Annotated in this window: 10 protein-coding genes; 8 read left to right on the top strand and 2 right to left on the bottom strand. The window is 64.9% G+C overall.

All coding sequences use genetic code 11. From position 1 onward, the window contains the following. Positions 1 to 55: 55 nt before the first annotated feature. On the bottom strand, positions 56 to 1,783 hold the full coding sequence (locus XI05_RS14825) for a bifunctional protein-serine/threonine kinase/phosphatase (RefSeq protein WP_271502701.1): 1,728 nt from the start codon (positions 1,781 to 1,783) through the stop codon (positions 56 to 58). A gap of 67 nt (positions 1,784 to 1,850) precedes the next feature. Continuing rightward, positions 1,851 to 2,690, bottom strand: a complete 840-nt coding sequence (locus XI05_RS14820; protein WP_271502698.1) for a formate/nitrite transporter family protein — start codon at positions 2,688 to 2,690, stop codon at positions 1,851 to 1,853. Positions 2,691 to 2,857: 167 nt separating this feature from the next. Between XI05_RS14820 and XI05_RS14815 the strand changes: the two genes are divergently transcribed. The 8 genes from XI05_RS14815 (at position 2,858) to XI05_RS14780 (ending at position 12,682) form a co-directional block, all read left to right on the top strand. Beyond that, positions 2,858 to 3,073, top strand: coding sequence for a hypothetical protein (locus XI05_RS14815; protein WP_271502695.1), 216 nt, complete (start codon positions 2,858 to 2,860; stop codon positions 3,071 to 3,073). A gap of 297 nt (positions 3,074 to 3,370) precedes the next feature. Beyond that, a complete protein-coding gene (locus tag XI05_RS14810; protein WP_212254784.1) occupies positions 3,371 to 4,693 on the top strand; it encodes a CmpA/NrtA family ABC transporter substrate-binding protein in 1,323 nt (440 codons plus the stop codon). 64 nt (positions 4,694 to 4,757) lie between these two features. Then, a complete protein-coding gene (ntrB, locus tag XI05_RS14805; protein ID WP_271502692.1) occupies positions 4,758 to 5,654 on the top strand; it encodes a nitrate ABC transporter permease in 897 nt (298 codons plus the stop codon). 11 nt (positions 5,655 to 5,665) lie between these two features. Continuing rightward, positions 5,666 to 6,460: an ABC transporter ATP-binding protein gene (locus XI05_RS14800; RefSeq protein ID WP_172783961.1), complete on the top strand. Its 795-nt coding sequence runs from the start codon at positions 5,666 to 5,668 to the stop codon at positions 6,458 to 6,460. A 340-nt stretch (positions 6,461 to 6,800) separates the two neighbouring features. Beyond that, complete coding sequence (locus tag XI05_RS14795) at positions 6,801 to 8,192, top strand: MFS transporter (RefSeq protein ID WP_271502689.1); 1,392 nt, start codon at positions 6,801 to 6,803, stop codon at positions 8,190 to 8,192. Positions 8,193 to 8,321: 129 nt separating this feature from the next. Continuing rightward, on the top strand, positions 8,322 to 8,750 hold the full coding sequence (locus XI05_RS14790; RefSeq protein ID WP_271502686.1) for a globin family protein: 429 nt from the start codon (positions 8,322 to 8,324) through the stop codon (positions 8,748 to 8,750). Positions 8,751 to 8,760: 10 nt separating this feature from the next. After that, the gene (locus XI05_RS14785; RefSeq protein WP_271502683.1) at positions 8,761 to 9,978 is read left to right on the top strand and encodes an NAD(P)/FAD-dependent oxidoreductase; all 1,218 of its coding nucleotides are present in this window, start codon (positions 8,761 to 8,763) and stop codon (positions 9,976 to 9,978) included. Between the two features lies 1 nt (position 9,979). Continuing rightward, on the top strand, positions 9,980 to 12,682 hold the full coding sequence (locus XI05_RS14780; RefSeq protein WP_271502680.1) for a nitrate reductase: 2,703 nt from the start codon (positions 9,980 to 9,982) through the stop codon (positions 12,680 to 12,682). Positions 12,683 to 12,958: the final 276 nt, after the last annotated feature.

Here is a 12,958-nt window from a genome sequence, read left to right as displayed (position 1 = left end):
CCGCAGTCCAAGTGACTTCCTCTCGAAATCAGGAGCTTACGGATCTCTCCACGCCTCAGCGCGCGTGCAGCAGCGCCAGCAGCACGACGACAGCGCAGGCGAGCGCGGCCGAGGTCAGTTTCCAGAACATCAGCGGATTGCGCTCGAGGAGGGGCGTGATGCGCGTGTTCAGATAGGCCGGATTGGGATTTCTGAGCTCGAAGACGAACTCGGACATGTCCTCGTGGCGCTTGTAGGGATCGGGATGCAGCGCTTTCCTGAGCGCGCCGTCGATCCAGCCCGGGATGCCGCGCTCGGCGTCGATCGCAGGGCGATATCGCAATTTCCACGCGTCCGATCGTCCGCGGATTTTCGCAAGCTGGGCGCCGTAGGGCAGATGCCCGGTCAGCATCTGGTAGCAGATGGCGGCCAGCGAGAACATGTCGGACCGGGGCGAGCCGCCCTGCCCAAGGAAATATTCCGGTGCCGTATATTGAACCGTGCCGAGAATTTCCGCGTCGGCCGCTCTCGGCGCGGCTTCGGCAACGCCTGCGACCCTCACCGATCCGAAGTCGATGATTTTGGCGGTGCCGGTCTTGTCGATCAGGACGTTGTCGGGCCTAAGGTCCTGGTGCAGCATCTCCATGCGGTGGAAGGCGCGAAGCCCACTGGCGATCTGCTCGATGATCCTGCGCACCGTCTCCAGATCGGGACGCGGATTGTCGAGCATCCACTGCCGCAGCGTTTGGCCCTCGACGAACTCGGTCGCGACGTAGAGGTAATTGCGCCGCGTCGATCGCGATCGCGGCTTGAGCACGTACGGACTGTCGATCCGCCGCGCGATCCATTCTTCCATCAGGAAACGTTTCAGATAGGCCTGGTTGTCGCGCAGGTCGATCGACGGAATCTTGAGCGCGACCGTTTCCTCGGTCTCCGCATCGACGGCGAGATAGATGTGGCTGCGGCTGCTGCCATGGATCTCGCGGATGATCCGGTGGCCGTCGAACATCGCGCGCGGCTCCAAAAGAGGCGGGAGTGGCAGCGACGAGGTCCGATCGAAAACGCCGGTTTCTTCCGGCACCGCGTCGATCCGCAGAATCTGGATCGTGATGTTGTCGTCGCTGCCGCGCCGATAGGCTTCCTCCACGATCGCCTTCGCCGCGCCGTCGAGCTCGGCTGCGTGCTCGTTGATGGCACTCGTGACGAAACGCGCATCGACGAACTCGTAGGCACCGTCCGTCGCCAGCAGGAAGGTGTCGCCGACCTGGATCTCGACCGTCTGGTAGTCGATCTCGAGCTGGGGATTAATACCGAGCGCGCGGCCGAGATAGGTCTGCTCCGACGATACGATGATGCGGTGATCGTCGGTCAGCTGCTCCAGCGCCTTGCCGGCGAGGCGGTAGATGCGGCAGTCGCCGACATGGAAGATGTGCGCGGTCGCCGCCTTGATGACCATGGCGCTGAGCGTGCAGACATAGCCCTTGTCGCGGTCATAGGCATATTGGCTCTTGCGCGTCTGCGCATGCAGCCAGGAATTGGTTGCCTCCAGCACGCGGCGGGCGGAGGTCTTCACCGTCCAGGATTCCGACGTGCAGTAATAGTCCATCAGGAAGCTCTTGACCGCCGACTCGCTGGCGATCTGGCTCACCGTGCTCGAGGAAATGCCGTCGGCGAGGACGGCCGCGATGCCCTTCAGGCTGAGCAGCGGCTCCTCGGGAATGAGGACGCCGTGAAAGTCCTGGTTGACGGGCTTGCGGCCCTTGTCGGAGTGCTGGCCGACCGAAATCAGGAGTCCGCGGGTCATCGTCGCCACCAAGGCAAAGAGAGCCTCACCCTATACGGGCGAGGCTCTCGTGTTGAGGTGCGTGTGATCAGGCGGCGACGCGGGGCTTTGCAGCCTTCTCCGCCTGGCGCTTCGGCAGGGTCATGACGTGGGTGGCATAGAGGGTCATGCCGGTGAAGGCGAGGCCGCCGACGAGGTTGCCGAGCACGGTCGGGATCTCGTTCCAGATCAGATAGTCCATGATCGAGAACTTCGCGCCGAGCAGCAGGCCCGACGGGAACAGGAACATGTTCACGACGGAATGCTCGAACACCATGTAGAAGAACACCAGGATGGGCATCCACATCGCGATGACCTTGCCGGGGACAGAGGTCGAGATCATGGCGCCGACGACGCCGGTCGAGACCATCCAGTTGCAGAGCATGCCGCGCAGGAACAGCGTCGCCATGCCGGCCGCGCCGTGCGCGGCATAACCCAGCGTTCGGCCTTCGCCGATATTGCCGATGGCCGCGCCGACCTTGTCGGGGGCTTGCGTGAAGCCGAACGTCGTGACGAAGGCCATCATGAAGGCCACGGTGAAGGCGCCGGCGAAATTGCCGACGAAGACGAGGCCCCAATTGCGCAGCACGCCACCGAGCGTGACGCCCGGGCGCTTGTCGATCAGCGCGAGCGGCGAGAGCACGAACACGCCGGTCAGCAGGTCGAAGCCGAGGAGATAGAGCATGACGAAGCCGACGGGGAACAACAGCGCGCCGACCAGCGGCTGGCCGGTGTTGACGTTGATCGTGACGGCGAACCAAGCCGCGAGGGCCAGGATGGCTCCGGCCATGTAGGCGCGGATGATGGTATCCCGGGTGGACATGAAGATCTTGGACTCGCCCGCATCCACCATCTTGGTGACGAATTCCGAAGGCGCGAGATACGACATCAATGGTTCCTTTTGCTTCGTAAGTGAGATCGACACGCGCCCTGGCGAGAGCGCGGCTGAACGTCATCGGTCGTGCGGGCTGCCTGCCGCGCACGAGGGCTATGGAAAGTCTGGAAGCTTTGGGAATCGCGTCACGAGGACTCTGAAGCCGGGAGACCGCGAAGCAGGTGAGCTTCCGGGACGCAGCCGCCACAGGCTGCATCAATGCGGCCAAGCCGCAGTCGTCGTTGACGGCAATTGTGAAGCAAGTTGCGTGCCGCTACGGCGCGCCAGAAATAGAGAGCAATTTCAATGCAATCCCGCTCTGCCTGATCTCGTTCTGCCGCCCTCGCGGCCTCTTGATTGAGCTGGTGCACAAGCTTTGTGCGTCGCACAAGGAATGAGCAAATCGCAAATTTCGCATGCGGAACCGGCCTGCGGCAGTTTGGCGCGGCCGTTATAATATATTGAATAATAATAGGTTTTTGCGGCGGCAAGCTTGGCATGAAGCTTGAATACGTTCAGCCCGACGCCATTGAAGCCGTCCCGCGAGACATCTCATCCGATTTGCTGACGCCACCAGACGGGGGTCCCCCCGTCGTGCGTTCGCACGCGCCAAGGACGGCGCAACCGGACGGACGGGCAGCTCGCGCGCACAGCCGCAAATCATTCCGCAACGACGCCAAAGGACGACACTGCCTATGACCAAGCGCATCCGCCGGCCCTCGGAAACGACCGGCCTCAGCCGCCGGCAATTGTTGAAGGCCACCGGCTCGACCGCCGCACTTCTTGCCGCCGCTAAACTGAATTTCCCCGCCGGCGCCTTCGCGCAGGACGCAGGCCCCGAGGTCAAGGGCGCCAAGCTCGGCTTCATCGCGCTCTCCGATGCCGGCCCGCTGTTCGTCGCCAAGGACAAGGGCCTGTTCGCCAAGCACGGCGTGCCCGACACCGACGTGCAGAAGCAGGCGTCCTGGGGCACCACGCGCGACAACCTCGTGCTCGGCTCCGAAGGCAACGGCATCGACGGCGCGCATATCCTCACCCCGATGCCGTATCTGATCTCGGCCGGCAAGGTGACGCAGAACAACCAGCCGACGCCGATGTACATCCTGGCGCGGCTCAATCTCGATGCCCAGTGCATCTCGGTCGCCAAGGAATATGCCGGCCTCAAGGTCGGCGCGGATGCCTCGGTGCTCAAGGCCGCGTTCGAGAAGAAGAAGGCCGAAGGCAAGTCGGCCAAGGTCGCGATGACCTTCCCGGGCGGCACGCATGACCTCTGGATCCGCTACTGGCTTGCAGCCGGCGGCATCGACCCCGACAAGGACGTCGAGACCATCACCGTGCCGCCGCCCCAGATGGTGGCGAACATGAAGGTCGGCACCATGGACGCCTTCTGCGTCGGCGAGCCCTGGCCCGGTCAGCTCGTCCACCAGGGCATCGGCTATACCGCCGTCAACACCGGCGAGATCTGGAGCAAGCATCCCGAAAAGTCGTTCGGCATGCGCGCGGCCTGGGTCGACAAGAACCCGAAGGCCGCAAAGGCGATCCTGATGGCCGTGATGGAGGCCCAGCAATGGGCCGACAAGATGGAGAACAAGGAAGAGCTCGCCACCATCATGGCGAAGCGCCAGTGGATCAACTGCCCGGTCGAGGACATCGCCGACCGCGCCAAGGGCAAGTTCGACTACGGCATCCCCGGCAAGGTGGTCGAGAACTCGCCGCACATCATGAAGTACTGGCGCGACCATGCCTCCTATCCGTTCCAGAGCCACGATCTCTGGTTCATGACCGAGGACATCCGCTGGGGCAAATACGAGGCTGGTTTCGACAGCAAGGCGCTGATCGCCAAGGTCAACCGCGAGGACCTCTGGAAGGACGCGGCAAAGACCCTTGGCGTCGCCGCCGCCGACATTCCGGCCTCCACCTCGCGCGGCAAGGAGACCTTCTTCGACGGCAAGGTGTTCGATCCGGAAAATCCGGCCGCCTATCTGAAGTCGCTGGCGATCAAGCGCGTCGAAGTCTGATGGAGCCCTGCGGCCGCCTTTAGGGGCGGCCGCATCGTCCTTGCCACGCCGGAGAGAGATAGCGATGAACATGACTGCCACGAAGATCGAGGTTGAGACCGCGACGCCTGCCGCAACAAGTGCGCCCGTCGTCGCGCTGACGCCGAAGCGTCCCCCGCGCGCCGAAGTTTACGCTCGCATCGCACGTGAGACGGCCGTGCGCGTGATCCCGCCGCTGGTCGTGATCGCGCTGCTGACGCTGGTGTGGGAGCTGGTCTGCCGGAGGGCCGGCTCGGCATTGCCGCCGCCGTCGAGAGTCTTCAAGGACACCAAGGAGCTGATCTTCGATCCGTTCTTCGACCATGGCGGCATCGACAAGGGGCTGTTCTGGCATCTCTCCGCCAGCCTCCAGCGCGTCGCCTTCGGCTACTCGCTCTCGGCGATCGCCGGCATCGGGCTCGGCGTGCTGGTCGGGCAGTCGGTCTGGGCCATGCGCGGGCTCGATCCGCTGTTCCAGGTGCTGCGCACCATTCCGCCGCTGGCCTGGCTGCCGCTCTCGCTCGCGGCCTTCCGCGACGGCCAGCCTAGCGCGATCTTCGTCATCTTCATCACCTCGATCTGGCCGATCATCATCAACACCGCGGTCGGCATCCGCAACATCCCGCAGGACTATCGCAACGTCGCCGCGGTGGTGCAGCTCAACCCGCTCGAGTTCTTCTCCAAGATCATGATCCCGGCGGCGGCGCCGTACATCTTCACGGGCCTGCGCATCGGCATCGGCCTGTCCTGGCTTGCGATCGTCGCCGCCGAAATGCTGATCGGCGGCGTCGGCATCGGCTTCTTCATCTGGGACGCCTGGAACTCCTCGCATATCAGCGAGATCGTCCTTGCGCTGTTCTATGTCGGCATCGTCGGCTTCGTGCTGGACCGCCTGATCGCGGGCCTCGGCAAGGTCGTCACCCGCGGCACCGCGCAGAACTGAGGAGAGGGGACATGACCGCCTATCTGAAGCTCGACCACATCGACAAGGTGTTCACCCGCGGAGCCGCCACCACGGAGGTGTTGAAGGACATCAACCTGACGATCGAGAAGGGCGAATACGTCTCGATCATCGGCCATTCCGGCTGCGGCAAGTCGACCCTGCTCAACATCATCGCGGGGCTGACCGGCGCCACCACGGGCGGCGTGCTGCTGGAGAACCGCGAGGTGAACTCGCCGGGGCCCGATCGCGCCGTGGTGTTCCAGAACCACAGCCTGCTGCCGTGGCTGACCGTCTACGAGAACGTCAGGCTCGGCGTCGACAAGGTCTTCGCCAAGACCAAGTCCCGTGCCGAGCGCGACGCCTGGGTGATGCACAATCTCAACCTCGTGCAGATGGCCCATGCCAGGGACAAGCGTCCTTCGGAAATCTCCGGCGGCATGAAGCAGCGCGTCGGCATCGCGCGGGCGCTGGCCATGGAGCCGAAGGTGCTGCTGCTGGACGAGCCGTTCGGCGCGCTCGACGCGCTGACCCGCGCCCACCTGCAGGACTCGGTGATGGCGCTGCACCAGAAGCTCGGCAACACCATCCTGATGATCACCCACGACGTCGACGAAGCCGTGCTCCTGTCCGACCGCATCGTGATGATGACCAACGGACCGAGCGCGCGCATCGGCGAGGTGCTGGAGGTGCCGCTGGCGCGGCCGCGCAAGCGGCTCGACCTCGCGACCAACGCCACCTATCTGAAGTGCCGCCAGCGCGTGCTCGAATTCCTCTACGAGCGTCATCGCTTCGTCGAGGCCGCGTAAATCACGCGTTCACGCGAGATATGCCCGCGCCTAATTAATCGACATCAAGCTCAATCCCTGTGCGTCGCACAGGGATTGAGCGAATCGCAAATTTAGCGTGCGGAAACGCCCTGCAAACAATTCGGGCAATACGAATAACACCCTGAAATCCCTGTGTTTCCTGCGTGCGCGCAACTGGCACGGAAATTGAAGCGTCTTTGCGCGACGCCAACGACGACGTCCCTCAACATCATCAATCAGCATCGTGAACTCGCCACCGGGGGTGAAGCCTCGGAGCGCGCCTCCGTGGCCGGAGGCAGAGCCTGCAACGACGCAGCGGTGAGCCTGGAAGGGATACGCAATGACGAAGAATCCGACCCTGAACTCCAGCTGGATTTCAGATTGGCGCCCCGAGGACGAGGCGTTCTGGAACAATACCGGCAAGTCGATCGCGCGGCGCAACCTGATCTGGTCCATCGTGGCCGAACATATCGGCTTCTCGGTCTGGCTGATCTGGAGCATCGTCACCACCAAGCTGCCGCAGGCCGGCTTCCACTACACCACCGACCAGCTGTTCCAGCTCGTCGCCGTGCCGGGCCTGATCGGCGCCTTCATGCGCTTTCCCTACACTTTCGCGGTGACGACGTTCGGCGGCCGCAACTGGACCATCTTCAGCGCGGCGATTCTGTTCATCCCGACCTTGTCGCTTGCCTACTTCGTCAGCCAGCCCGATACGCCGTTCTGGCTCATGCTGCTGGTCGCATCGACCGCGGGTCTCGGCGGCGGCAATTTCGCCTCCAGCATGACCAACATCTCCTTCTTCTTTCCTGACCGGATGAAGGGATGGGCGCTCGGCCTCAACGCGGCCGGCGGCAATATCGGCGTCTCCAGCGTGCAGCTCCTGACCCCGATCCTGATGACGCTCGCCGTCTTCAACCTGTTCCAGGCAACGCCCGTTGACGGCATCTTCCTGCAGAATGCCGGCCTGATGTGGGTGCTGCCGATCGGCATCGCGGTGTTCGGCGCAGTGTTCTTCATGAACAATCTGACCACGGCGAAATCATCGGTGAAGAACCAGCTCGCGATCGTCAAGCGCAAGCACACCTGGATCATGGCCTATCTCTATATCGGCACGTTCGGGTCCTTCATCGGCTATTCGGCGGCGTTTCCGCTGCTGCTCAAGACGCAATTCCCCACCGTGACGATTTCGATCGCCTTCCTCGGCCCGCTGGTCGGCTCGCTGTCGCGTCCGCTCGGCGGCTGGCTCGCGGACCGGGTCGGCGGCTCCATCATCACGTTCTGGAATTTCATCCTGATGGCGGGCGCCACGGTCGGCGCGCTCTACTTCGTCGGGCACAAGGATTTCATCGGCTTCCTCTCGATGTTTCTGATCCTGTTCGTGACGACGGGCATCGGCAACGGCTCGACCTACCGCATGATCCCCTCGATCTTCCGCGAGGAGAACCTGTTCAAGGTGCGCGGCAAGGGCGATGCGGCACGCAGCGCTGCCCTGAAGACCGCGAGCATCGAGAGTGGCGCGGCCGTTGGCTTCATCGGCGCGGTCGGCGCCGTCGGCGGCTATCTGATCCCGAGCGGCTTCGGCAAGTCGATCGCCATGACCGGCGGGCCGCAGCTCGCGCTCGCGATCTATCTCGGCTTCTACGGCTCCTGCCTCGCTCTGACCTGGTGGTTCTACCTGCGTCGCAGCCCGCAGGGTGAAGGCGCCCCAAGCCTCGCCGAGGCGCGTGTGTGAGCACGACAAACTGGCACGAATGTCGCTTCTCCCCGTACGCGGGGAGAAGTCTCTCTGATGACGTTTGATCCATGAACTTTTTCCGCAATGGCGCGGACGAAGGCAGACCGAAACAGACAGGAGAACATGATGACGCCCGAGCAGGTTACCCTCATTCAGCAGAGCTTCGCCAAGGTCGCCCCGATTTCGGAAGCCGCCGCGGTGCTGTTCTACGACCGCCTGTTCGAGGTGGCGCCGTCCGTGCGTGCGATGTTTCCCGAGGACATGACCGAGCAGCGCAAGAAGCTGATGGGCATGCTCGCCGCCGTGGTCGGCGGCCTGTCGAACCTGGAGTCGATTCTTCCCGCGGCTTCCGCGCTCGCCAAGCGTCACGTCGATTATGGCGCCAAGACCGAGCACTACCCCGTGGTCGGCGCGACCTTGCTGTGGACCCTCGAGAAGGGCCTTGGCGAGGCCTGGACGCCCGAGCTCGCTGCAGCCTGGACCGACGCCTACGGCGTGCTGTCCGGCTACATGATTTCCGAGGCCTACGGCGCGCAGGCGCAGGCCGCCGAATAGGAGATGCGTTGTGAGTGAACCGCTGGTCATCGTCGGTAACGGTATGGCGGCCGCGCGTCTGGTCGACGAGCTCGCCAAGACCGCGCTCGGCCGCTATGCGGTCGCCGTGATCGGCGAAGAGCCGCGGCTCGCTTACAATCGCGTGCTGCTGTCCTCCGTGCTGGCCGGCGAGACCGGCTCGCACGAGATCGAGCTGCGGCCGGCCGATTGGTGGCGAAACCGCGGCGTCACGGTCCGCTACGGCTATCGCGTCACCGAGATCGATGTCGGCCGCCGCGAGCTCAAGATCGCGGGCGAAGAGAGCATGGAATATTCCAAGCTCGTGCTCGCCACGGGATCGACGCCGCTGCGGCTCAATGTGCCGGGCGCCGATCTTGCCGGCGTGCACACGTTTCGCGACACCCGCGACGTCGACCTGCTGCTGACGCTGGCCGCGGCGAAGAAGCGCGTCGTCGTTGTCGGCGGCGGCTTGCTCGGGCTCGAAGCGGCGTACGGTCTTGCCAAGGCCGGCGCGCCGGTGACGCTGCTGCACCTGATGGACCGGCTGATGGAGCGTCAGCTCGACGGGCCCGCGGCCGACCTGCTCAAGACGCTGGTCGAGCGCAAGGGCATTCGCGTCATGCTCAATGCCGCGACGGCCTGCATCCACGGCGACGGCCATGTCCAGGCCGTCGAGCTCGCCGACGGCAGCCGCATCGCGGCCGATGCGGTGATCTTCGCCGCCGGCATCAAGCCGAACGTCGCGCTGGCGAAAGAGGCGGGGATTGCGGTCAACCGCGGCGTGGTCGTCAACGACGTGATGCAGACCTCCTCGTCCGACACCTTTGCGCTCGGCGAATGTGCCGAGCATCGCGGCACCTGCTACGGCCTGGTCGAGCCGGCCTATGAGCAGGCGCGCGTGCTGGCGCGGCATCTGGCCGGCCGGCCCGTCGCCTATCAGGGCAGCGTGGTCTCGACCAATCTGAAGGTCTCCGGCGTCAGCGTGTTCTCCGCCGGCGACTTCATGGGCGGGGAGGGCAGCGAGAGTCTCGTGCTGTCGGACCGCAGACGCGGCACCTACAAGAAGCTCGTCATCGCCGACGGCCGGCTCACCGGCGCGGTGCTGATCGGCGATACGCTCGATGCGCTCTGGTATCTCGAACTGATCCGCAATCGCGACAAGGTCGCGGCGATCCGCACCGACATGATGTTCGGCCGCGCACTGGCGCAGCCTTCGAAAGCGGCGTGACATGGCGGCGATCGATCCAAATCTCCGCACCACCAAGACGACATGTCCTTATTGCGGCGTCGGTTGCGGCGTGCTGGCAACGCCCGACGGGAGGGGTGGCGCGGCGATCGCGGGCGACCCCGATCATCCCGCCAATTTCGGCCGGCTGTGCTCGAAGGGCTCCGCGCTCGGCGAGACCGTCGGGCTGGAAGGGCGGCTGCTCTATCCCATGATCCGCTGCAAGGGCGTGCTCGAGCGCGTCGCCTGGAGCGATGCGCTCGACCATGTCGCCCATCGCATGCAGCACATCGTGGCGCGCGACGGCGCCGACGCGGTCGCGTTCTATCTCTCCGGCCAGCTGCTGACGGAGGACTATTACGTCGCCAACAAGCTGATGAAGGGGTTTGTCGGCACCGCCAACGTCGACACCAATTCGCGGCTCTGCATGTCGTCCTCGGTCGCGGGCCATCGCCGTGCCTTCGGCGCCGACACCGTGCCGGGCTGCTACGAGGATCTCGACCAGGCCGATCTGCTCGTCTTCGTCGGCTCGAACGCGGCCTGGTGCCATCCGGTGCTGTTCCAGCGCATGCTGAAGAACAGGCAGCAGCGCGGCGCCCGCATGATCGTGATCGATCCGCGCCGCACCGACACCGCCACCGACGTCGATCTGTTCCTCGGCCTCAGGCCCGGCACCGACACCGCGCTGTTCTCCGGCCTGTTCGTGCATCTCGCCGACAATGGCGTGCTGGACCAGGACTATATCGCGCAGAACACGTCTGGCTTCGACGATGCGCTGTCGCGCGCGCGCCACATCGCCGGCAGCGTCACCGCGACCGCGCTGGCCACGGGGCTCTCCGAGCCGGACGTCGCCGCCTTCTTCAAGATGTTCCGCGACACCGAGAAGGTCGTCACGCTCTATTCGCAAGGCGTCAACCAGTCGGCGCAGGGCACCGACAAGGTCAACGCCATCCTGAATTGCCATCTCGCCACGGGGCGCATCGGCAAGCCGGGCGCCTCGCCGTTCTCGCTCACCGGCCAGCCCAACGCGATGGGCGGCCGCGAGGTCGGCGGCCTCGCCAACATGCTCGCCGCACATATGGGCTTCACGCCGCCCGACATCGACCGCGTCAGACGGTTCTGGAAGGCGCCGCGCATCGCGACCCATGAAGGCCTGAAGGCGGTGCAGCTGTTCGAGGCCATCAACCGCGGCGAGGTCAAGGCGCTCTGGGTGATGGGCACCAACCCCGCGGTATCGTTGCCCGATGCCGACATGGTGCGCGATGCCCTGAAGAAGCTCGAGCTGTTCGTCGTCTCCGAGAACGTGCTCTCCAACGACACGGTCGAGGCCGGCCCGCACGTGCTGCTGCCGGCGCTGGCCTGGGGCGAGAAGTCGGGCACGGTGACCAATTCCGAGCGGCGCATCTCGCGCCAGCGCGCGTTCCTGCCGGCGCCGGGCGAGGCGCGTCCCGATTGGTGGATCCTGAGCGAGACCGCAAAGCGCCTCGGCTTCGGCGACAGTTTCAATTACAAATCGGCCGCCGACATCTTCCGCGAGCACGCCGCGCTCTCGGCCTTCGAGAACAATGGCAGCCGCGATTTCGACATCGGCGCGCTGACCTCGCTGTCGGACGAAGGGTTCGATGCGCTGAAGCCGGTGCAGTGGCCGGTGCGCGAAGGCGGGATGCCCGGCGAGCGCTTCTTCGCGCAAGGCGGCTTCTTCACCAATGACGGCAAGGGCCGCTTCATTGCGCCGGAGGTGCCGGTGCTGCGCGGCGAGACCGGCCCGTCGCGTCCCCTGAGGCTCAACACCGGACGCATCCGCGACCAGTGGCACACCATGACGCGCACCGGGCTGAGCCAGCGGCTGGGCGCGCATCTGCCCGAGCCGTTCGTCGAGATCCATCCCGACGACGCCGGCAAGTACGGCATCGCGCATGACGGCTATGCCCGCATCACCACCGATTACGGCCAGTGCATCCTGAAGGTCGTCGTCAGTGAGCGGCAGCAGCGCGGCACCCTGTTCGTGCCGATCCACTGGAGCGCGATGAACGCCTCGCACGGCCGCGTCGGGGCGATGGTAGCACCGTTCACCGATCCGTTCTCGGGACAGCCGGAAGCCAAGGCGACGCCGGCCGCGATCGCGCCTTACGAATTCGTCTTCCGCGGTTTCGCATTGTCGCGCAAGCAGCTCGATCTGCCGCAAAACCTGTTGTGGACGCGCGTCACCGTCAGCGGCGGCTTCGGCTATCTTTTCGCCGACAATGCCGATCTCGCCCGCTGGCCCGCCTGGCTCGAGAGCGTCGCCGGCGAGGACGTTGCCGAATATCGCGATTTCGGCGGCGGGGTTTTTCGCGCGGCTTCGTTCGCAGGCGACCGCATCGAGACCTGCCTGTTCGTCGGTCCCGCCCACGATGCCGGCGACTGGGAGGTGGTGAAGAGCCTGTTCGTGGCCGATCAGGTCACCGACGAGCAGCGCCGCATGCTGCTGTCGGGCAAGTCCGGCGAGGGCGCGGCCTCGACCGGTCCCATCGTCTGCGCCTGCTTCGGCGTCGGCCGCGGCACCATCTGCGACAGCATCGCGAGCGGCGCGCGCACCGCCGCCGAGATCGGCGCCAAGCTCAAGGCCGGCACCAATTGCGGCTCCTGCATCCCCGAGCTGAAACGATTGATCGCGACGACGGAGGTGCCTGCACAGCAGACGAAGGTCGCAAGCGCGGCGGGATAGGGCTGGCTCTCTCCGTCGTCATTGCGAGCGCAGCGAAGCAATCCAGAGTCTTTCCGCGAAGATAGTCTGGATTGCTTCGCTGCGCTCGCAATGACGGCTTGGTCACAGGTGTGTGCTAACGCTGCGATCTCGTGCCCCGGACGCAGCGCAGCGTCTCTTCGGCGGTGCGCTGCAGAGCCGGGGCCCATCCAACAGCGGAGTGTTTGGCTTATCTGATGGGGTGGACGGCCCCCTACGGCATCAGTTGTGCCAGAATGAGGTTGTCACACACCCATT

The organism is Bradyrhizobium sp. CCBAU 11357, assembly GCF_028128865.1.
Classification (GTDB): Bacteria; Pseudomonadota; Alphaproteobacteria; order Rhizobiales; family Xanthobacteraceae; genus Bradyrhizobium.
Note: the sequence above shows the minus strand (reverse complement) of the source record. Positions and strands in the feature narration are given on the sequence as shown.

Coding starts and splice junctions, on each gene's coding strand:
- ntrB (WP_271502692.1), top strand. CDS start 4,758: ATGAACATGACTGCCACGAAGATCGAGGTTGAGACCGCGACGCCTGCC.
- XI05_RS14795 (WP_271502689.1), top strand. CDS start 6,801: ATGACGAAGAATCCGACCCTGAACTCCAGCTGGATTTCAGATTGGCGC.
- XI05_RS14825 (WP_271502701.1), bottom strand. CDS start 1,783: ATGACCCGCGGACTCCTGATTTCGGTCGGCCAGCACTCCGACAAGGGC.
- XI05_RS14820 (WP_271502698.1), bottom strand. CDS start 2,690: ATGTCGTATCTCGCGCCTTCGGAATTCGTCACCAAGATGGTGGATGCG.
- XI05_RS14810 (WP_212254784.1), top strand. CDS start 3,371: ATGACCAAGCGCATCCGCCGGCCCTCGGAAACGACCGGCCTCAGCCGC.
- XI05_RS14800 (WP_172783961.1), top strand. CDS start 5,666: ATGACCGCCTATCTGAAGCTCGACCACATCGACAAGGTGTTCACCCGC.
- XI05_RS14780 (WP_271502680.1), top strand. CDS start 9,980: ATGGCGGCGATCGATCCAAATCTCCGCACCACCAAGACGACATGTCCT.
- XI05_RS14790 (WP_271502686.1), top strand. CDS start 8,322: ATGACGCCCGAGCAGGTTACCCTCATTCAGCAGAGCTTCGCCAAGGTC.